The following is an 18,394-nucleotide window of genomic DNA, read 5'->3' on the forward strand; positions in this document are numbered from 1 at the left end:
CATGGATAAGCCTTTTTTTATTGACTAAATACAATGAAACCTATAAAATTTAAAACACTTTTTGAACAAAAAATCTCAGATACGGTTACACCTGTTGGTTTGTATTTACGTTTGAGAGATAAATATTCAAATACTTTATTATTAGAGAGTTCAGATTATCATAGTAAAGAAGAAAGTTACTCGTTTATCTGTATAGAACCAATGGTTTCTTTTAAAGCAGATAAAGATGAATTTTCAGTTTTTCACAAGAATAAAGAAGTGAAAAAAGATAAAATCGATAGAAACTTCAATGAATTATTTAATGACTTTACACAGTTAATAGAATTAGACTGTGAGCCAGAATTAAAAGCATTCAATGGTTTATATGGTTACACAACTTACGATAGTGTTCAGTATTTTGAGACTATCAAATTAAATAATCCAGATGCACCTTCTGCAATTCCTATGATGCAGTATAGTTTTTATCGTTTTGTGATTGCGATTAATCACTTCAATGATGAAATGAAATTAATTGAGAATTTAGAAGAAGGAGAAACTTCTCGATTAAGTGAAATAGAAACAATTATTGAAGCTCAAACATTCAATACACAGAAGTTCGAAATAGTTGGAGATGAAACTTCGAATTTAACAGGAGAAGAGTTTATTGAAAATGTAAAAAGAGCAAAATCACATTGTAAAAGAGGAGATGTATTTCAGTTAGTATTATCTCGTCAATTTCAACAACAATACAAAGGAGATGAGTTCAATGTGTATAGAGCTTTACGATCTATAAATCCATCACCGTATTTGTTCTATTTCGATTATGGAAGTTTTAAGTTAATGGGATCTTCACCTGAAGCTCAGATTAAAATTAATGAAGGAAAAGCTATTATTAACCCGATTGCTGGAACATTCAGAAGAACGGGTAATATGGCAGAAGATATTAAGCTGGGGAAAAAACTTTCAGAAGATAAAAAAGAAACTGCCGAGCATGTAATGTTAGTTGATTTAGCTCGTAACGACCTAAGTAAACACGCTGCTGATGTAACAGTAGAAGTATTTAAAGAAGTGCAATATTTTAGTCACGTAATTCATTTAGTTTCTACAGTACAAGGAGATTTAAATGGAGATCCAATAAAGGTTGTCGGAGATACTTTTCCTGCAGGAACATTAAGCGGAGCGCCAAAATATAAAGCAATGCAATTGATTGATAAATATGAAAATCAGTCACGTGGTTTTTATGGTGGAGCAGTAGGAATTTTAGGCTTAGATGGAGATGTAAACTTAGCCATTGGTATTCGTTCATTTGTAAGTAAAAACAATGTGTTGTATTATCAAGCAGGAGCAGGAATTGTAATTCATTCAGATGAAGAAAAAGAGTTGCAAGAAGTAAATAACAAATTAGCAGCATTAAAGAAAGCATTAACCTTAGCAGAAAAAATATAAACTAGCATCAAGTAATAGGTGAAAGGTTTGAAGATAATCAAGAATTTTTTACTGAAAACTTAGCTCAAATACTGAAAAAAATGAAAATATTAATCTTAGATAATTACGATTCGTTTACATACAACTTGGTGCATATGGTTGAAAAAATTACCGATAAATATCCAGATGTTTACAGAAATGACGAAATTTCAATAGAAGATGTTGGAGAATACGATTTAATCATGTTGTCACCTGGTCCTGGAATTCCAGATGAAGCAGGAATTTTAAAAGAAGTAATTAAAACTTACGCAGGCAAAAAGCCAATTTTTGGCGTGTGTTTAGGTTTACAAGCAATTACTGAAGTTTTTGGAGGAAAAATTATCAACATGAATGAAGTATTTCATGGTGTTGCAACAGATATGAAAGTTACAAAGCCAGAAGCTGTAATCTTTAATGGAGTTCCAGAGATTTTTCCAGCTGCACGTTATCATTCTTGGATTGCTTCAAACGAAGATTTACCAGCAGAACTTGAAGTTACTGCAATAGATGAAGAAGGTGGAATTATGGCTATTCGTCATAAAGAACATCAAATTAGTGCTGTACAATTTCATCCAGAAAGCATTCTAACAGAAGTAGGAGAACAGTTGGTGCGTAATTTTATTAATTCAGTTTCTAAAAATTAATTCAAATGAAATCGATTCTAAACGATTTATATCAGCATAAAAGATTATCGAAATCAGAAGCAAAAGAGATTTTAATCAATATTGCTAAATCAGCATATAACGATGCACATTTAGCTTCCTTTTTGACGGTTTTCATGATGCGTCCAATTACAGTAGAAGAACTTGCAGGTTTTAGAGAAGCATTATTGGAGTTAGCTGTAAAAGTTGATTTATCTGAATTTAATACTATTGATATTGTAGGTACAGGTGGAGATGGAAAAGATACATTTAACATTTCCACATTAACTTCTTTTATTGTTGCAGGAACTGGACAAAAAGTTGCGAAGCACGGAAATTATTCAGTGTCTTCTAAATCTGGATCTTCAGATATGTTAGAAAGCTTCGGGTATAAGTTTACCAACGACGAATCAGTTTTAAAATCGCAATTAGAAAAGGCAAATATTTGTTTTTTACATGCACCTAAGTTTCATCCGGCAATGAAAGCTGTAGGACCAATAAGAAAAGCTTTAAAATTAAAGACATTCTTTAACATGTTAGGTCCTTTAGTAAATCCTAGTTTTGCCCAAAATCAATTATTAGGAACATACAATTTAGAAGTGGCAAGATTGTATAACTATATCTTACAAGAAGAAGATACTAACTACGGTATTGTTCATGCGTTAGATGGTTATGATGAAATTTCTTTAACTGGAGGATTCAAATTATTTACCAAAGCGGGAGAACAATTAATTACTCCTGAAGATTTTGGAATTAATAGAGTTCAACAATCTGATATTTACGGAGGAGATTCTGTAGAAGCTGCAGCGAAAATATTTAAATCGATTTTAAACGGTGAAGGAACAGAAGCACAAAATAATGTGGTTTTAACCAATGCTTCTTTTGCCTTAACTATTGTAAATCCAGAAAAAGAATTTTCAGTAGCTTTTGAAGAGGCTAAAGATTCGTTATTTGGAGGAAAAGCAAAAGCGTGTTTAGAAAAATTAGTGAATTAAATAAAATGTCAGTTCGAGTATTTTTACGGATGATTGAGTAAAATCGAAATCAGAAGAAAAAATGTATTGAGAACAGTTTGTTAACTTCTCGATACAAAATTATTTTTCATTTCATTACAAATAATTTCACTCGAAGTGACAGAAAAAATAGAATAATGACAATTTTAGAGAAAATAGTAAACTTTAAAAAACAGGAAATAGCAAAAATAAAGGCAGAAGTTCCTGTTAAAAAACTAGTTGAAAGTCCGAGTTTTAAAAGAACTCCAATTTCATTAAAAGCATCTTTAACAGCACAAAATTCTACTGGAATCATAGCAGAATTTAAGCGTCAATCTCCTTCAAAAGGAATTATTAATGATAAAGTTACCGTTGCTGAAGTTACTAACGGATATTTAGATGCAAACGTAGCGGCGCAATCTGTACTTACCGATACTTCTTTTTTCGGTGGAACAATGGCCGATTTAATGGAAGCTAGAAATGTAAATTCGATTAAACCGATTTTGCGTAAAGATTTTGTTGTAGACGGATTTCAAATTGTAGAAGCTAAAGCAATTGGAGCAGATGTTATTCTATTAATTGCAGCTTGTTTAACTGCTGAAGAAATTAAGAATTACGGTCAGTTAGCCAACGATTTAGGATTAGAAGTTTTATATGAAGTACATAATCAGCAAGATTTAGACAAGATTTCAGATTTAGATCATAAGATTATAGGAATCAATAACCGTGATTTAAAAACATTTAAAGTAGATCTTGAGCATTCTATCAATCTAGCGAACCAAATCCCAAGTTCAGCAGTAAAAGTTTCTGAAAGTGGAATTAGTAACCCTAGAATTGTAACTGGATTAAAAGAATACGGATTCCAAGGTTTCTTAATTGGTGAGAACTTTATGAAAGAAGAAAATCCAGGAGAAGCTTGTTTAGATTTCATCAATCAAATTAGATAAAATGAAATTAAAAATCTGCGGAATGAAATATGTAGATAATATTCGGCAAGTTGCTGAATTAAAGCCTGATTATTTAGGTTTTATTTTCTACGAAAAATCAAAACGAAATTTTGAAGGTATCATTCCTGAAATTCCTAAAGGAATAAAAAAAACAGGCGTATTTGTAAATGAGTATTTAGAGATTTTAGTTTCTCTTGCTGAAGAATATAAATTGGAAGCTTTACAATTACATGGTGATGAATCTGTCGAATATATAAAAGAATTGAAAGGTCACCTCGAGAGCAGTCGAGAAGAAAAACGATTACCAAAAGTAGAGATCATCAAGGTTTTTGGAATTAAAGATGAGTTCGACTTTTCTGTTTTAGAACCTTATGAAGCTGTAGTCGATTATTTCTTGTTCGATACCAAAGGAAAGGAATGCGGAGGAAACGGAGTTACGTTCGATTGGAAAGTTTTAGAAGATTATAATTCTAAGAAACCATTCTTTTTAAGTGGCGGAATTGGATTACATGAAGTAACAAAGGTGGAAGAAATTATAAAAACAGATTTACCAGTTTATGCTTTGGATGTTAACAGTAAGTTCGAAAAAAAACCTGGTTTAAAGTCGGTAAAAGATTTGAAGAAGTTTATTAATCAAGTTTTATAATGAGAAAGTTAGGTCAATTTTTTATACTGTTTACTACAGTTCTAATTTCTTGTAAAAGTCAAGAAAAAGAAAAAGTAGAAAAGATAGTTGAAGAAAAAAATCAACCTAAAATTCATCAAATTAAAAATCTTCAAGAATTTGTTTTAACTGAAGATAAGACAAGAACATATCAGCAAATAAGAAATACAGTTCTTGAACAAAAAAGAAATTTGTTAGCGCGTAAGCAATTCGATTCTTTAAGTCAGTTTTTTGAAACAGCATTATTGCATAGAATTATTCCTCAATGGGAAGGAACAGTTTGGTCTTTTGAGGGGCATACATCAATGCCTAAAAAAGGAGAAATTGCATGTGGATATTTTATTTCAACAACATTAAAACATATTGGATTCAATATAAATAGATATCAATTAGCACAGCAAAGTCCCATTAACGAAGCTAAAACACTAGTTTTAGACAATAAAGTAATTGAGGTTTTTGATCATGAGACAGACAAAATCATTCAGAAAATAAAAGAAGTATTATCCGAAGGGATTCATTTTATTGGTTTTGATGAAAGTCATGTAGGATATATTCTTAAGAAAAAAGGAGAATTATATCTCATTCATTCCAATTATTTAGATGGAAAAGTAGGTATAGAAACCATACAGAAATCAACAGTTTTTGCTTCATTTTTTAAGTTTTATTTAGTTGAATTAAGTACGAATAAACAATTACTTGAAAAGTGGATTAAAAACGAAGAAATAATAGTTAAGAAATAACAAACACAACACACAAAATAAAAGTATCATGAAATATAATCCAGATGAAAATGGGTACTACGGACAATTTGGAGGCGCATTTATTCCAGAATTGTTACACCCAAATGTAAAAGAGATTGAAGATAATTATATTCAAATTATAGAATCAGAAGAATTTCAAGAGGAATATAAAGCATTGTTAAAAGATTACGTGGGTAGACCTAGTCCGTTATACTTAGCAAAGCGTTTATCTGAAAAATATGGAGCAACTATTTATTTAAAGCGTGAAGATTTAAATCATACTGGAGCTCATAAAGTAAACAATACGATTGGTCAGATTTTAATCGCAAAAAAATTAGGTAAAACTAATATTATCGCCGAAACAGGAGCTGGTCAACATGGTGTAGCAACCGCAACAGTTTGTGCTTTAATGGGATTAGAGTGTACCGTATTTATGGGTGAAATTGATATTGAACGTCAAGCACCAAATGTTGCTCGTATGAAAATGTTAGGAGCAAAAATTATTCCTGCAACTAGTGGAAGTAAAACTTTAAAAGATGCAACTAACGAAGCCATTCGTTATTGGATTCAAAACCCAGAAACGTTTTATTTAATCGGTTCAGTTGTTGGTCCGCATCCACATCCAGACATGGTAGCGCGTTTACAAGCTATTATTTCAGAAGAAATGAAATGGCAGTTGAAAGAAAAAACAGGTAAAGAAAATCCAGATACTATTATTGCTTGTGTTGGTGGTGGAAGTAATGCAGCGGGAGCTTTTTATCATTATTTAGAAGATGAAGAAGTAGAATTAATTGCTGTTGAAGCTGCTGGTTTAGGAGTGAATTCTGGTGAAAGTGCAGCAACTTCTCAATTAGGTGAAGTAGGTGTGATTCACGGAAGTAAAACAATTTTAATGCAAGATGAATACGGACAAATTGTAGAGCCTTATTCTATTTCTGCAGGATTAGATTATCCAGGAGTTGGGCCATTACATGCTTTTTTACATGATACAAAGAGAGCTAAGTTTATGAATGCAACAGACGATGAAGCATTACAAGCGGCGTATGAGTTAACCCGAATTGAAGGAATTATTCCAGCGTTAGAAACTGCTCACGCTTTAGCTGTTTTGCCAAAAATGGATTTAAAGCCAGATCAAACGGTAGTAATTAACCTATCAGGAAGAGGAGATAAAGATTTAGAAACTTATATCAAGCATTTGAAATAATAAAAAAATAGTGTTGTCACCTTGAGCGGAGTCGAAAGGTTTGACAATTAAATTAGTTCTCGACTCCGCTCGAACTGACATTATATATCATGAACTCAATTCAACAAATATTTCAAAAACAAGAACATAATTTATTATCTATATTTTTCACTGCAGGATTTCCAGAATTAAATCAAACTGCTGAAATTATAGATAAATTAGGAAGTAACGGTGTAGATTTTATCGAAGTTGGTTTACCTTTTTCTGATCCGTTAGCAGACGGACCAACAATTCAGCATAGTAGTACTGTTGCTTTAAAAAATGGAATGAACCTAGATGTTGTTTTTGAACAATTAATAGCGATAAAAGATACGAATACAACTCCATTAGTATTAATGGGATATGTAAATCAAATCATAAAATACGGAGAAGAAGCTTTCTGCCAGAAAGTAGTAGATTGTGGTATTGATACGTTAATTCTTCCTGATTTACCAATGGTTGAATACGAATCACATTATAGAGCATTATTTAAAAAATACGGATTAACAAATGTGTTTTTAATCACGCCACAAACTTCTGAAGAAAGAATTCGTAAAATAGACGATTTAACTGAATCTTTTATTTATATGGTAGCATCTTCAGCAATTACAGGAGCAAAAGGAGAAATTTCTCAACAACAAATTGATTATTTTGAGCGAATTAAAGCAATGAATTTAAAAAGTAAATTGATTATTGGTTTTGGAATTTCAGATAACAAAACATTTTCAAAAGCTTGTGAATATGGTAATGGAGCCATAATCGGTTCAGCATTTATTAAAAGCTTAGATAAAAATGGAGTTGATGGAATTGCAGATTTCGTAAAAGGAATTAAAGGATAAAACTATACCTTAATTTATAATTTTTAAAAACTGAAATATTTAAACTGAATTAGTTTGAATATTTCAGTTTTTTTATGAATAATTACTTGTTAAATTAATGTTACTTCATATTTATTAATGGTTGAGATAAAATTTTTGTGTATTTGTCGTAGATTGGAAGTTTTAAAAATAAATATGAAAAATTATATTACTAAAATTAGCTTATCAATATTGATTTGTTTCATGTTTTCTTGTAGTAATAAAAGAGATAAAATTATAAAGGATAACGATACTTTAGAATTTAGAAAAGATTTTACTATGACAGATTTTCATAGAAAACTTATTTTAATAGAACCAAATTCTTTAGAATTTTTAGCAATACAGAAATTAATAAATAATTTAACAGAACTAGAAGAAGTAGATGAACTAAAAGAAGCCACTTATTACAGAATTATAGGTAAAAATGTTAGAATCTTAATTAATAGGGATACGATTTATATCGTACATAAAAATCCTGAAGGTAGTATTAGAAAATTTCAAATAGGAATTGCTGATGATGAATATGATGTGTTAACAGATATTGATAGGTTTGATTGGATCTATGATTTTGGTAATATCTATGGACAAGGAAAGTTTGAACAAGCAAGTTTTACTTTTTGCGGTGTTGTACCAACGAATTATAATTATGAATATAAAGTTGGGAAGTGGAAGTTTTGGAATCTTAATCGTGAATTTTTAGGAGAAGGGACTTTTAAAGTAAATAAAGTAGCTATCACGGAAAATGGAGGATGTGATTATGAAGTTTACAAATCAAAAATGAATCATGACTGGCACTTTCTTAATGATAAAAATAAAGATAATTTGGATTTAATTTACAATATAGAAAATGCTAAAAAACTAAATTTTTATGATTTTCAAAATTGATCTGTGGTGTATAATTTTGGTAAAGTTTCTATTACACATTTTGGTTTAAACGCAAAGAAAAATTTAAGATGATTATTGTTTGATGATAAAAGTAAGAACGATAAGAAATTCAAAAAAGAAGTTAAAGAATAATTAAAAACCTCACTAACATAAAGCTAGTGAGGTTTTCGACCAAACATATAATTAATATCAACCTTAAATTGCTGAAGGTTGTGTAGTTAATTCTCTTAAAATATTTTTAAATACTCCAATAGGTTGTGCTCCAGTTACCGCTTCTTTTCTATTAAAAACAATAGTCGGTACAGAACGCACACCTAAGTTTTGCCAATTTTGTTTGTTACTTTGAACTTCAAAACGAGCGTTATCGTCATTTAATTTAGCTAAAGCTTCTTCTGCATTAAGTCCAACATCTAATAAAGCTTGTTTTAAAACTTCTTGTTTAGAAACATCTTTACGCTCACTAAAATAGGCTGTAGTTAAGCGCATTTTTAATTCTGTTTGTTTTCCAAATTGCTTAGCATATTCTAATAAAACATGTGCATCAAAAGTATTTACGATTTTCATGTTTTCATAAAAATCAAATTTAAAATCAACATTAGCTCCTGCTTCTACTAACCTGTTTCTAGATGCTTCATGTTGTTCTTTTGTTGAACCATATTTTTGAGTGATATGCTCTGTTAAATCTTGTCCTTCCTCAGGCATATGTGGATTTAACTCAAAAGGTTGCCATTCAATTTCTATTTGATCTGCAATACCTAATTCATCAATTGCCTTTTTTAAGTGTTTGTATCCAACTGTACACCAAGGACAAACAACATCAGAAACTATATCTATTTTTAATGTATTTTTCATAAGTTTATTTTGATCTTTTTTTATGATCTAAAAAATGATACTATTTTTTCTATTTGTAGGAAAAGATAGTTGAAACTTACACTATTTTTTAATGCTTATAATTATTACATAATGCAACTAGATAATCTATCTTTTGAATATTGGAACGAATTAGCAAGACAATTTATTCTTATATGTACTTTTTTAGGAGGTTTTTCCTTAACAACCGTTGTAACCTTATTAATTGGAAAACTTGATACAAAGCTAAAGCGTATAATTTTTAAAACTTCTGTAATTTCTTCATTAGCATTTTTAATAGCAATTTTTGGAATGACGAAAATCCTATTGATGACTACTAAAGGTTATCCTTTAGAAGCAAGTCATGAAAAAATTATGTTTCCTAGAATAATATCTTTTATCGCATTTATGATTGGTATTGCTTCTCAAATAACTGTTGTAAGTTTATCTGGTTGGACACAATCTAAATCTTTGGGTTGGTTTACAAGTATTTTTGGTTTTATAGCCGCTTTATTAATTTTTGTTTTTTTGAGTTAGATCTAATTTTAATACGAGTTTAAAAAAAACTTAAGTAAAATTTATATTTTTAGGATTTCCTAATGTATAAGACAGAATACATATTACCAAACGATATACTTCCTTATGTGAATTGTATTATGATTGGAAGTAATACAAATGAAAATTCTCATACGAACATTCCTTTGTATGCAGATGGTTACCCTGGCATTATGTATCAATCTTCTGATGAAGGTTTTTATTTATTTCCAAAAGAGAAAAAACTCTCAGAGTTGTTTTTATACGGACAAACATTACAGCCTATTTCTTTGGGTGTAAAAGGTGTTCACGAATATATTGTAGTTCAACTATATCCATTTGCTTCAAAATATCTCTTAGGAATTGCTCCAAAAGTTCTTAATGATGACTGTTACGATTTATTACAATTAGATCATGTAAATACGAACTTTTATCGAGACGAATTAGTAAAAACTTCTGAAATAAATCAGCAGATTTCAATTTTATTTAACTTAATAAGAAGTTTAATTAAGGCGAATACAGTTTCAGAAAATGCTATGATAGAACGAGTAATTCGAATTATTATAGAGAAAAAAGGCCAAATAAAAGTAAAAGAAATTCTAGAGATAGTTCCTATAACAGAACGAACCTTAGAAAGAAATTTCATCAATTATGTAGGTTTAACACCAAAACAGTTTGCCAGAATTATTCAGTTTCAAAGTTCTATTCATTTATTAAGTCAATCTAAATTCGATACTTTGTTAGATGTTGGTTTAGATAGCGGATTTTCAGATCAATCTCATTTTATAAGAACCTTTAAAAGTTACACAGGTCAAACACCAAAATTTTATTTAAATCAAATTGCTTAAATCTTCACTTTGTCGGTTTTGTTCAATTTTAAGATAGACATTACAAATAATTTTGTGGTGTAATTTTAAAATAAATACATATGAAACTTATAATATTTGGAGCAACAGGAACAGTAGGTAAGCATGTTGTAAATCAGGCGTTAGAACAAGGTTACGATGTAACAGCATTTTGTAGAGATAAACGTAAACTATCAGAAGTGAGTAATAAAAAACTACAATATTTCGAAGGAGATGTTTTTAATAAAAAAGATGTAAGTGAAGCCATTAAAGGAAAGGAAGCTGTAATTATTGTTTTGGGTTCTGGTAAGAGTAGAAAAAGTTCAGTTAGATCTTTCGGAACAAAAAATATTATAGAAGCCATGGAAAAAAATAATGTTAAAAGATTAATTTGTCAGAGTACTTTAGGTACAGGAGAAAGCAATAATAATTTAAATTTCTTTTGGAAGTATATTATGTTCGGATGGTTTTTAAAGCAAGTTTTTCTAGATCACGAATTACAAGAAAAATATGTAAGAGCAAGTAATTTAGACTGGACGATTGTAAAACCAAGTGCTTTTACTGACGGAGAAAAAACAGAACAATATTTACACGGATTTCCATCTAGTTTACAATCTTTAAAGTTAAAAATATCAAGAGCAGATGTAGCAGATTTTATTTTAAAACAGCTGAGAACCAATATGTACTTGTTAAAGTCGCCAGGAGTTTCTCATTAAGTTTAACTAAAGTTTTAGATTACTACATGTTAGTTTTTTTTAAATTGATAGACCAAGGGAAAAAAAGTATGAGTACTTTTGCTCGTACTTTTTCTTAATTTAAACAGATTTGAAGAAATACTTTACATTATCTAACGTCCTTTTTATAGGTTTGTTATTTTTAATTTTATATAAACCAAGTCGAGTTTGGTTCATAAGACAAATATCTTTTTCACCTACAGTAGAAAAGGTAGAAGGAAGTGCAAGAATATTTAATTATAACTGGAAGCTAACAGGTTTAAATACTTATGACGCCAATTTTTCTGAATTTAAAGGAAAAGTTGTTTTTTTAAATTTTTGGGCAACTTGGTGTCCTCCTTGTATAGCAGAATTACCTTACATTCAAGAATTTTATAATGATTACAAAGAAAAAGTAGAATTTGTATTTATAACTAACGATAGTGCTAAAGAACTAAACGACTTCTTTAAAAAACATGGATATGAGTTTCCTGTTTATCAATCCAATCAGGATTTTCCAAAAGAACTACCACCTGTAACTTCTATCCCAAGAACTTTTGTAATAGATACGCAAGGAAATATTAGGGTAGATAAATCAGGGTCTGCAAATTGGAATAGTAAAGGTTTTAGAGAAAGTATCGATAAATTGATAGAAGCAAATTAACTTTTTTTACCTTTAATTTCAATAAATATAACTAAAAATAAACGCCTCTTTATACCTATTTTTGCCGAATGGAATACCAAGAAGTAGAATTGTTAGAGAAGTTAAAAACTAACTTTGGTTATGATAGTTTTCGATTAGATCAACAAAAAATAATTACAAATGTGTTAAATAGAAAAGATACACTTGTAATTATGCCAACTGGAGGAGGTAAATCAATTTGTTACCAATTACCAGCTTTATTTTTTGAAGGAGTTACTTTAGTTATTTCACCATTAATTGCTTTAATGAAAGATCAAGTTGATAGTTTAAGAGCAAATGGTATTCCGGCGATGTTTTATAATAGTAGTCAATCTAAAGAAGATCAAGACGCTGTTTTTAGTGCTGTTGCAGAACGAAAAATTAAATTGTTATATGTAGCTCCAGAAAGTTTACCATTACTTCAAAATGTTTTAAATCAGACTTATATAAGTTGTATCGCTATAGATGAAGCACACTGTATTTCGTCTTGGGGACACGATTTCAGACCATCATATAAGCAACTTGCTTTTCTAAAAAAATCGTTACCAGAAGTTCCAATAGTTGCATTAACAGCAACAGCAGATAAGGCAACACAAGAAGATATTGTAGAACAATTGGTAATTACTCACGCTACACGTTTTATCAGTTCATTCAATAGAGCTAACATTAGTTTAGAAGTTCGTCCAGGAAATGAAAGAATTAAGCAGATTGTAAATTTTATAAAAAGAACTCCAGATGAAGCTGGAATTATTTATTGTTTAAGTAGAAAAGCAACGGAGCAATTAGCTAAAAAATTACAAGAACAAAATATAGATGCAAGAGCATATCATGCTGGATTATCTTTTGAAGAACGAGCAAAAACTCAAGAAGCTTTTGTAAAAGATGATGTTCAAATTATTTGTGCAACTATTGCTTTCGGAATGGGAATCGATAAATCGAATGTACGTTGGGTAATTCATTATAATATGCCTAAAAATATTGAAGGGTATTACCAGGAAATTGGACGTTCAGGAAGAGATGGTTTACCGGCTAAGGCTTTATTATTTCATAGTTATGCAGATGTAATACAATTGCGTCAATTCATAGAAAATACGACGAATAAAGAAGTTCAAGAAGCAAAACTAGATCGAATGAAACAGTTTGCAGAAGCTACAGTTTGTAGAAGAAAGATTTTATTGAGTTATTTTGGAGAGCTAATTGAAGAAAACTGTGGGAATTGTGACGTATGTAAAAATCCGCCTCAATTTTTTGATGGAACTGTAATTGCTCAAAAAGCCTTATCAGCGATTTTCAGGTTGAAAGGAAAAGAAGCGATGGGAACAGTAATTGATGTTCTTAGAGGAGCACAAAATGCTACAGTTTTAGATAAAAATTACAACACACTAAAAACCTACGGAGTAGGAAAGGATATTTCTTGGAGAGATTGGCAGCATTATTTAGTGCAATTGGTCAATCAAGGTTATTGTCAAATTGCATTTCATTTAAATAATGCTTTACAGTTAACAGATTTTTCTAAAAAGGTATTGTTCGATGGAGAAAAAATTCAATTAACATCACCTTTAGAAATCAAAAAAGAAGAAAAAAGAACAGTAGCTAAAACAACTAAGACTGTTAAAAAAGACAGTTTATTTGAGCGTTTAAGAGCATTACGTTATAAAATAGCAACGGAAGAAAATATTGCAGCTTATTTAGTTTTTAATGACGCCACATTACGTGAAATAGAAAAAGAACGTCCGTTAACAGATAATGAGTTTTTATCTATTAGTGGAGTAGGGCAGCGTAAACTTGAAGTATATGGAGGTGAGTTTATGGAAGAGATTAAAAACTTCCTTCAAGAAAAGAAAAGAGGTAAAAAAAACACAGCTTTAGAAACCTATAAATTATACAGTCAAGGTTTAACTATTGAAGAAATCGCAGAAGCTAGAGCTTTAAAAACGCCAACAATATTTTCGCATTTATCTAAATTATATCTAGAAGGAAAAGATATTAATTTAGACCAGTTTACTTCACCAGAAACAATAAAAGAAGTTGCAAATGCGAAAAAAGTATTGAAAAATGAAACTGCATTAAAGCCGTATTTTGAATTTCTTGGTGAGAAAGTTCCGTATGAACAAATTCGAGTAGCTTTAACTATTTTACAGAAGAAATCAATTTGATACTAAATAAAAATCGTCATCTTCATAAACTGAGATGACGATTATAGTTTATTAACTTTTTAATCCTTCGATTTCGTTAATTAGATCATCTAATTTAGAGAATAAAGTACCATATAATAACTTAGTTGAAAGTTTAAATGCCAGCATAGCAATTATTGAAAAAATAAGAGCTATCGATCCGCCAATTCCTATAATTTCTAAAAATGTAGTTCCTTCCTTAATAAATCGAGACAAGAAACTTTTTTCTTTTACAAAGAACGCTAAAATGAAAATTGATAAAACAACAAACGGAATTACAAAAATGAACATTCGTTTTGTTGCTAAAGAAACTGATTTTACTACTCTTCTGTAGTTTTTTAAATACGTTAAATTATCTGATTTTACATCTAAGTTAGAGAATCTACTTAGTAGTTTTGTATTATAATAATACAAGCATAGAATCAAAATAGTTCCATACAAACCAATAATGGTTTCCGATAATAATATTCCTCCAATTGCTACAATTCCAGCGATTGGTAATAAACCTCTATTATCAAATTCATAGGTTCTTTTAATTTTATTCACTATAGATTTTGATTTCTGATTGTATAAATTATTAATCCTCGGAGCAATTAAAGATTGTTCATCAATAAAAGCTTCATTCCATATCTTTTCAATTGATTTTTCCATCAAGTAATATTTTTAATTGTTTTTTAATTCTGTTAATTCGAACAGCAATATTGTTAGCGCTAGTTCCAATAATTGCAGCAATTTCTTTGTAAGGATTTTCTTCAAGATGTAATAAAATAATAGCTCTATCTACTTCAGAAAGCCTTTTAATAGCATCGTATAATAAATTCAAATGTTCATTCTCAAAAGCTTTATTTCCTTCAGATGGTTCTAAAAAATGATCACTATTTAAATGTTTTTTCTTATTTTTTTTTGTTAAGGTTAAACAAACATTTAAAGTAATTCTGTATACCCAAGTAGACCATTTCGATTTCTCTTGAAATGCATTTCTACTTTTCCAAATTTGTAAACAAGCCTCTTGATAGAAATCTTCAAAATCTTCTTCAGAATCTGTGTAGGCTCTACAGATTTTAATTATAATTCCTGAATGAGGTAATATTGATGTAATATAAAAATCGTTACTCAAAAATATATTCTTTACCTGATTAGTAATTTCAGGTTTAAAAATATTACATAGAAAGTAAAAAAATAATAAAATTAATTTGGACTTCTATAGAAAGTAGTAGTGTAGTACCTGGTTTCCCTATAATCGTGTCTTATTTCAGTTTCTATTACCATAATTTCATCAGTAAGTTCAATAACTCTTTCTTGTGAGTAATTTATATCAGTTACGGTTGTTGCGGTATTGTCGTTAGATCCTTCAATTATAACTTCACCTATAGTTAAAAAATCATAGTTTATTTCATTTCTTATTACTGTATAATTAGCAGTGCTTTCAAAAGTATTACTTTCGTTTGTAGCACATGTTTCATTAAAAGAATATCGATTTGAGTAAATTCCATTTTCAGAAAAAATCATGAAGTTTTGATCTTCACACCCTTTTCTAGTATACCATTTGCCATAAAATTTTTCCATTTCTATTGTAGGAAGGTTATTATCTTCATTCGAACAAGAAATAATGAACAAAATGAGTAAAATGTAGATGTATTTAGACATAGTTTTTTTTTCAAATTTACAATTTTAGAGATATTAAAAATATATTTTAATATTTTTAATTTTCAATATTTTTTGAAAGTTTAGAAAAAACATATATATTTGTCCCATGAAGTTAGAAGACGCAAAAATAAAGTACATACAAACTTGGGGTAGTTTAGCAACAAGTTGGGGCATAAATAAAACGATGGCTCAAGTACATGCGTTATTATTAGCGACTAATAAAGCTTTATCTGCAGATGAAATTATGGAAGCTTTAAAAATTTCTCGAGGAAATGTAAATATGAATGTTCGTGCATTAATCGATTGGGGAATTGTAAGAAAAGAGTTTGTAGCAGGAGAGCGTAAAGAGTTTTTTGTAGCTGATAAAGATATTTGGGAGCTGTTTAAACAAGTAACCAAAGAACGTAAGAAAAGAGAAATAGAACCTGTACTTAAAGTATTAGAAGAGTTGCAAAACGATGTAAGTGAAGATTCTGAAGATGCTGAGGTTTTTCGTAAACTAATGAAAGATATTTTATCAGTAACAGGTATGTTTAATGGATTATTGGAGAAAGCAATTAAAGCAGACGAGCACTGGTTATTATCTAATTTTACCAAATTAATAAAAAAGTAAAAAAATTTAAAAACAAACTTTCAATAATTTCTGAAACTATGAAATATATAAATAGAATACTAATGTTAATTTTTACGATTTTATTACTCTCAGGTATTTTTGATAGTAACAATTTAGGCTTTGCTGCTCTATTCGCTATTCCTTTGGGTTTTTTACAATTGTTATATGCTATTTCCTTGGGATTAAGATGGGAAACATTAAATATAAAAGGTAAATATTTTATAGGAAGTTATTTACTAATTGTTTTAGTTTATTTCATTTTTTTGATAAAAAATCCAAATTTCAATGGTCTTCTTTTATCAATATTTTTTATTAGGCTGCCTTTAATTCTAGCTTATAGTTTAACTGCTTTTATAGAGTTAAAAAAATTTGACTGTTAACTTTCAATAATTTTTGAAAATATGAAAACTTTAAATCAACATACATTATTATACGATACCGATTGTCCGTTATGTAACTTTTATACTAGCGTTTTTGTTAAAGCTAAAATGTTAGATACAGAGGGAAGAAAGTCTTTCGGTAAAATAACAGCAAAAGAGAGAAAGTTTATAGATGTAAAAAGAGCTGTAAATGAAATAGCTTTAGTCGATAGAGAAAATAAACAAGTTACTTATGGTATCGATAGTTTATTAAAAGTAATAGGAAATTCATTTCCAATTGTAGAAAAAATAGGAAACTTCAAACCTATTAAATATGGATTATCAAAGTTATATTCTTTGATTTCTTATAATAGAAAAGTAATTATTCCTTCAGAAAAGAAAGCATTTGAAGAATTAGAATGCACTCCAGATTTTAATGTGAAATACAGATTGTTATTTATTGTTTTAGGAACTTTAATAACTGCAATAACCTTATTTCAATTTTCGCATATGATTCAGGCTTTACCAAAAGCGAGTTTTACAAGAGAAATTTGGCTAGCATTAGGTTTAATAGTTACTCAAACTGTATTTATTATCAATAAAGATTTTAAAAGCATTTTGAATTATACCGGAAACCTCATTACTGTTTCATTAATCGGTTGTATTGGTTTGTTTCAATTAATCGTATTAAATAGTATAGTTAGTTTTCCACAATGGTTGATTTTATTTGCTTTTTCTGGAGTTGTTGGTTTCATGTTTTTTGAACATAAAAGAAGAATCAAATTATTAGAGTTACCAAATTATTTAAGTTGGACTTGGATTGGATATAGAGCGATCATTTTATTTTTCATCTTAAACGGATAATACTATGGATATTGTAACCTACATAGTTTACATTCTCATCTCTGGAATTACCATAGTTTATGTTGGAAATGAATGTTATCAAAACGGAAAAACATACATCACTAATTTTTTTCCAAACGATCTAAATTTCGCAAACGGAATCAATAAAGTTTTACGAACAGCCTATTATCTATTGAATTTAGGAATTGTTGTTTTCACGCTAAATAGTTTAAATAACATCGTAAATATTCAAGAATTGATAGAAGAAATTTCTGGAAGATTGAGTCTTATTTTATTACTCATTGCCTTTCTACACGGAATAAATCTAATCACAATATATATATCACACAAACATTTTAAAAACAAGTAATTATGAACACAACATTAGTATTAATAGCTTATGCCATTTATTTACCAATAAGTACTGGATTAACCACTTTTGTATCGCAACATTTATTTAAGAATAGTAAAATATTTATGCTAGATATTTTCAATCAGCAACAAGAAATTGCTATGGCTACAAATAAACTATTTAAGATTGGTTTTTACTTAGTAAACATTGGCTTTGCTTTAAAAATTATAAAAATTTATTCCTTAACAGATTACAAAGATTTAGTAGAAACACTTAGTGCAAAAATTGGAGGTTTTTCAGTCTATTTAGGTGTAGTAATGATTGTATTTATCATGTTTTTTTTAAAAGGAAGAAAAGCAAGTAAAAGAGAAAATTTAAGAACACAAAATTAG

Annotated in this window: 23 protein-coding genes; 19 read left to right on the top strand and 4 right to left on the bottom strand. The window is 29.2% G+C overall.

Annotated elements, in window-relative coordinates; all coding sequences use genetic code 11:
- Positions 1 to 33: 33 nt before the first annotated feature.
- From ACSIGC_RS15595 to ACSIGC_RS15635, 9 genes are all read left to right on the top strand, one after another.
- Entirely contained in the window at positions 34 to 1,425 is a 1,392-nt protein-coding gene (locus ACSIGC_RS15595) for an anthranilate synthase component I family protein (protein WP_442265703.1), read from the top strand.
- Positions 1,426 to 1,505: 80 nt separating this feature from the next.
- Positions 1,506 to 2,087 (top strand): anthranilate synthase component II, encoded by a 582-nt coding sequence (locus tag ACSIGC_RS15600; RefSeq protein WP_442265704.1) that lies wholly within the window; start codon positions 1,506 to 1,508, stop codon positions 2,085 to 2,087.
- 5 nt (positions 2,088 to 2,092) lie between these two features.
- Entirely contained in the window at positions 2,093 to 3,079 is a 987-nt protein-coding gene (gene trpD, locus ACSIGC_RS15605; protein WP_442265705.1) for an anthranilate phosphoribosyltransferase, read from the top strand.
- Between the two features lie 155 nt (positions 3,080 to 3,234).
- The gene (gene trpC / locus ACSIGC_RS15610) at positions 3,235 to 4,023 is read left to right on the top strand and encodes an indole-3-glycerol phosphate synthase TrpC (protein ID WP_442265706.1); all 789 of its coding nucleotides are present in this window, start codon (positions 3,235 to 3,237) and stop codon (positions 4,021 to 4,023) included.
- A gap of 1 nt (position 4,024) precedes the next feature.
- A complete protein-coding gene (locus tag ACSIGC_RS15615; RefSeq protein ID WP_442265707.1) occupies positions 4,025 to 4,669 on the top strand; it encodes a phosphoribosylanthranilate isomerase in 645 nt (214 codons plus the stop codon).
- A complete protein-coding gene (locus tag ACSIGC_RS15620; protein ID WP_442265708.1) occupies positions 4,669 to 5,427 on the top strand; it encodes a hypothetical protein in 759 nt (252 codons plus the stop codon). The genes ACSIGC_RS15615 and ACSIGC_RS15620 overlap by 1 nt, the downstream gene beginning before the upstream one ends.
- 28 nt (positions 5,428 to 5,455) lie before the next feature.
- Positions 5,456 to 6,631, top strand: coding sequence for a tryptophan synthase subunit beta (trpB, locus tag ACSIGC_RS15625; protein ID WP_442265709.1), 1,176 nt, complete (start codon positions 5,456 to 5,458; stop codon positions 6,629 to 6,631).
- Between the two features lie 89 nt (positions 6,632 to 6,720).
- Positions 6,721 to 7,488: a tryptophan synthase subunit alpha gene (gene trpA / locus ACSIGC_RS15630; protein ID WP_442265710.1), complete on the top strand. Its 768-nt coding sequence runs from the start codon at positions 6,721 to 6,723 to the stop codon at positions 7,486 to 7,488.
- 174 nt (positions 7,489 to 7,662) lie between these two features.
- A complete protein-coding gene (locus ACSIGC_RS15635) occupies positions 7,663 to 8,391 on the top strand; it encodes a hypothetical protein (RefSeq protein WP_442265711.1) in 729 nt (242 codons plus the stop codon).
- A gap of 195 nt (positions 8,392 to 8,586) precedes the next feature.
- Here the strand turns inward: ACSIGC_RS15635 and ACSIGC_RS15640 are convergent, their stop codons facing one another.
- Entirely contained in the window at positions 8,587 to 9,243 is a 657-nt protein-coding gene (locus ACSIGC_RS15640; RefSeq protein WP_442265712.1) for a DsbA family oxidoreductase, read from the bottom strand.
- A 111-nt stretch (positions 9,244 to 9,354) separates the two neighbouring features.
- Between ACSIGC_RS15640 and ACSIGC_RS15645 the strand changes: the two genes are divergently transcribed.
- From ACSIGC_RS15645 to recQ, 5 genes are all read left to right on the top strand, one after another.
- Positions 9,355 to 9,777: a hypothetical protein gene (locus ACSIGC_RS15645; protein WP_442265713.1), complete on the top strand. Its 423-nt coding sequence runs from the start codon at positions 9,355 to 9,357 to the stop codon at positions 9,775 to 9,777.
- A 62-nt stretch (positions 9,778 to 9,839) separates the two neighbouring features.
- Positions 9,840 to 10,622, top strand: coding sequence for a helix-turn-helix domain-containing protein (locus tag ACSIGC_RS15650; RefSeq protein ID WP_442265714.1), 783 nt, complete (start codon positions 9,840 to 9,842; stop codon positions 10,620 to 10,622).
- An 80-nt stretch (positions 10,623 to 10,702) separates the two neighbouring features.
- The gene (locus tag ACSIGC_RS15655; protein WP_442265715.1) at positions 10,703 to 11,335 is read left to right on the top strand and encodes an NAD(P)-dependent oxidoreductase; all 633 of its coding nucleotides are present in this window, start codon (positions 10,703 to 10,705) and stop codon (positions 11,333 to 11,335) included.
- Positions 11,336 to 11,444: 109 nt separating this feature from the next.
- Positions 11,445 to 11,996, top strand: a complete 552-nt coding sequence (locus ACSIGC_RS15660) for a TlpA family protein disulfide reductase (protein WP_442265716.1) — start codon at positions 11,445 to 11,447, stop codon at positions 11,994 to 11,996.
- A gap of 68 nt (positions 11,997 to 12,064) precedes the next feature.
- Positions 12,065 to 14,170, top strand: coding sequence for a DNA helicase RecQ (gene recQ, locus ACSIGC_RS15665; protein ID WP_442265717.1), 2,106 nt, complete (start codon positions 12,065 to 12,067; stop codon positions 14,168 to 14,170).
- A gap of 51 nt (positions 14,171 to 14,221) precedes the next feature.
- On the opposite strand, the gene ACSIGC_RS15670 is transcribed toward recQ, so the two are convergent.
- The 3 genes from ACSIGC_RS15670 to ACSIGC_RS15680 all read right to left on the bottom strand — a co-directional run bounded on the left by ACSIGC_RS15670 (position 14,222) and on the right by ACSIGC_RS15680 (position 15,835).
- A complete protein-coding gene (locus ACSIGC_RS15670) occupies positions 14,222 to 14,839 on the bottom strand; it encodes a hypothetical protein (protein WP_442265718.1) in 618 nt (205 codons plus the stop codon).
- Positions 14,823 to 15,305, bottom strand: a complete 483-nt coding sequence (locus ACSIGC_RS15675) for an RNA polymerase sigma factor (protein WP_442265719.1) — start codon at positions 15,303 to 15,305, stop codon at positions 14,823 to 14,825. The genes ACSIGC_RS15670 and ACSIGC_RS15675 overlap by 17 nt, the downstream gene beginning before the upstream one ends.
- A gap of 71 nt (positions 15,306 to 15,376) precedes the next feature.
- Positions 15,377 to 15,835: a hypothetical protein gene (locus ACSIGC_RS15680; protein ID WP_442265720.1), complete on the bottom strand. Its 459-nt coding sequence runs from the start codon at positions 15,833 to 15,835 to the stop codon at positions 15,377 to 15,379.
- 106 nt (positions 15,836 to 15,941) lie between these two features.
- Here ACSIGC_RS15680 and ACSIGC_RS15685 point away from each other — a divergent pair, with 106 nt between their 5' ends.
- From ACSIGC_RS15685 to ACSIGC_RS15705, 5 genes are read left to right on the top strand one after another with little or no spacing between them, the layout of a single operon-like run.
- Complete coding sequence (locus ACSIGC_RS15685) at positions 15,942 to 16,448, top strand: GbsR/MarR family transcriptional regulator (RefSeq protein ID WP_442265721.1); 507 nt, start codon at positions 15,942 to 15,944, stop codon at positions 16,446 to 16,448.
- A 38-nt stretch (positions 16,449 to 16,486) separates the two neighbouring features.
- Positions 16,487 to 16,828: a hypothetical protein gene (locus ACSIGC_RS15690; RefSeq protein ID WP_442265722.1), complete on the top strand. Its 342-nt coding sequence runs from the start codon at positions 16,487 to 16,489 to the stop codon at positions 16,826 to 16,828.
- A 21-nt stretch (positions 16,829 to 16,849) separates the two neighbouring features.
- Complete coding sequence (locus tag ACSIGC_RS15695) at positions 16,850 to 17,671, top strand: hypothetical protein (RefSeq protein ID WP_442265723.1); 822 nt, start codon at positions 16,850 to 16,852, stop codon at positions 17,669 to 17,671.
- A 4-nt stretch (positions 17,672 to 17,675) separates the two neighbouring features.
- Positions 17,676 to 18,020 (top strand): hypothetical protein, encoded by a 345-nt coding sequence (locus ACSIGC_RS15700; RefSeq protein ID WP_442265724.1) that lies wholly within the window; start codon positions 17,676 to 17,678, stop codon positions 18,018 to 18,020.
- A gap of 2 nt (positions 18,021 to 18,022) precedes the next feature.
- On the top strand, positions 18,023 to 18,394 hold the full coding sequence (locus ACSIGC_RS15705; protein WP_442265725.1) for a hypothetical protein: 372 nt from the start codon (positions 18,023 to 18,025) through the stop codon (positions 18,392 to 18,394).

Origin of the sequence: Tenacibaculum aquaeponti (genome assembly GCF_052084715.1) — a bacterium.
In the GTDB taxonomy this organism is placed as follows: Bacteria; Bacteroidota; Bacteroidia; order Flavobacteriales; family Flavobacteriaceae; genus Polaribacter.

What these genes read in the sequence shown, in the direction of transcription:
- ACSIGC_RS15595 (WP_442265703.1), top strand. Translation starts at nt 34, where the DNA reads ATGAAACCTATAAAATTTAAAACACTTTTTGAACAAAAAATCTCAGAT.
- ACSIGC_RS15600 (WP_442265704.1), top strand. Translation starts at nt 1,506, where the DNA reads ATGAAAATATTAATCTTAGATAATTACGATTCGTTTACATACAACTTG.
- trpD (WP_442265705.1), top strand. Translation starts at nt 2,093, where the DNA reads ATGAAATCGATTCTAAACGATTTATATCAGCATAAAAGATTATCGAAA.
- trpC (WP_442265706.1), top strand. Translation starts at nt 3,235, where the DNA reads ATGACAATTTTAGAGAAAATAGTAAACTTTAAAAAACAGGAAATAGCA.
- ACSIGC_RS15615 (WP_442265707.1), top strand. Translation starts at nt 4,025, where the DNA reads ATGAAATTAAAAATCTGCGGAATGAAATATGTAGATAATATTCGGCAA.
- ACSIGC_RS15620 (WP_442265708.1), top strand. Translation starts at nt 4,669, where the DNA reads ATGAGAAAGTTAGGTCAATTTTTTATACTGTTTACTACAGTTCTAATT.
- trpB (WP_442265709.1), top strand. Translation starts at nt 5,456, where the DNA reads ATGAAATATAATCCAGATGAAAATGGGTACTACGGACAATTTGGAGGC.
- trpA (WP_442265710.1), top strand. Translation starts at nt 6,721, where the DNA reads ATGAACTCAATTCAACAAATATTTCAAAAACAAGAACATAATTTATTA.
- ACSIGC_RS15635 (WP_442265711.1), top strand. Translation starts at nt 7,663, where the DNA reads ATGAAAAATTATATTACTAAAATTAGCTTATCAATATTGATTTGTTTC.
- ACSIGC_RS15640 (WP_442265712.1), bottom strand. Translation starts at nt 9,243, where the DNA reads ATGAAAAATACATTAAAAATAGATATAGTTTCTGATGTTGTTTGTCCT.
- ACSIGC_RS15645 (WP_442265713.1), top strand. Translation starts at nt 9,355, where the DNA reads ATGCAACTAGATAATCTATCTTTTGAATATTGGAACGAATTAGCAAGA.
- ACSIGC_RS15650 (WP_442265714.1), top strand. Translation starts at nt 9,840, where the DNA reads ATGTATAAGACAGAATACATATTACCAAACGATATACTTCCTTATGTG.
- ACSIGC_RS15655 (WP_442265715.1), top strand. Translation starts at nt 10,703, where the DNA reads ATGAAACTTATAATATTTGGAGCAACAGGAACAGTAGGTAAGCATGTT.
- recQ (WP_442265717.1), top strand. Translation starts at nt 12,065, where the DNA reads ATGGAATACCAAGAAGTAGAATTGTTAGAGAAGTTAAAAACTAACTTT.
- ACSIGC_RS15670 (WP_442265718.1), bottom strand. Translation starts at nt 14,839, where the DNA reads ATGGAAAAATCAATTGAAAAGATATGGAATGAAGCTTTTATTGATGAA.
- ACSIGC_RS15680 (WP_442265720.1), bottom strand. Translation starts at nt 15,835, where the DNA reads ATGTCTAAATACATCTACATTTTACTCATTTTGTTCATTATTTCTTGT.
- ACSIGC_RS15685 (WP_442265721.1), top strand. Translation starts at nt 15,942, where the DNA reads ATGAAGTTAGAAGACGCAAAAATAAAGTACATACAAACTTGGGGTAGT.
- ACSIGC_RS15690 (WP_442265722.1), top strand. Translation starts at nt 16,487, where the DNA reads ATGAAATATATAAATAGAATACTAATGTTAATTTTTACGATTTTATTA.
- ACSIGC_RS15695 (WP_442265723.1), top strand. Translation starts at nt 16,850, where the DNA reads ATGAAAACTTTAAATCAACATACATTATTATACGATACCGATTGTCCG.
- ACSIGC_RS15700 (WP_442265724.1), top strand. Translation starts at nt 17,676, where the DNA reads ATGGATATTGTAACCTACATAGTTTACATTCTCATCTCTGGAATTACC.
- ACSIGC_RS15705 (WP_442265725.1), top strand. Translation starts at nt 18,023, where the DNA reads ATGAACACAACATTAGTATTAATAGCTTATGCCATTTATTTACCAATA.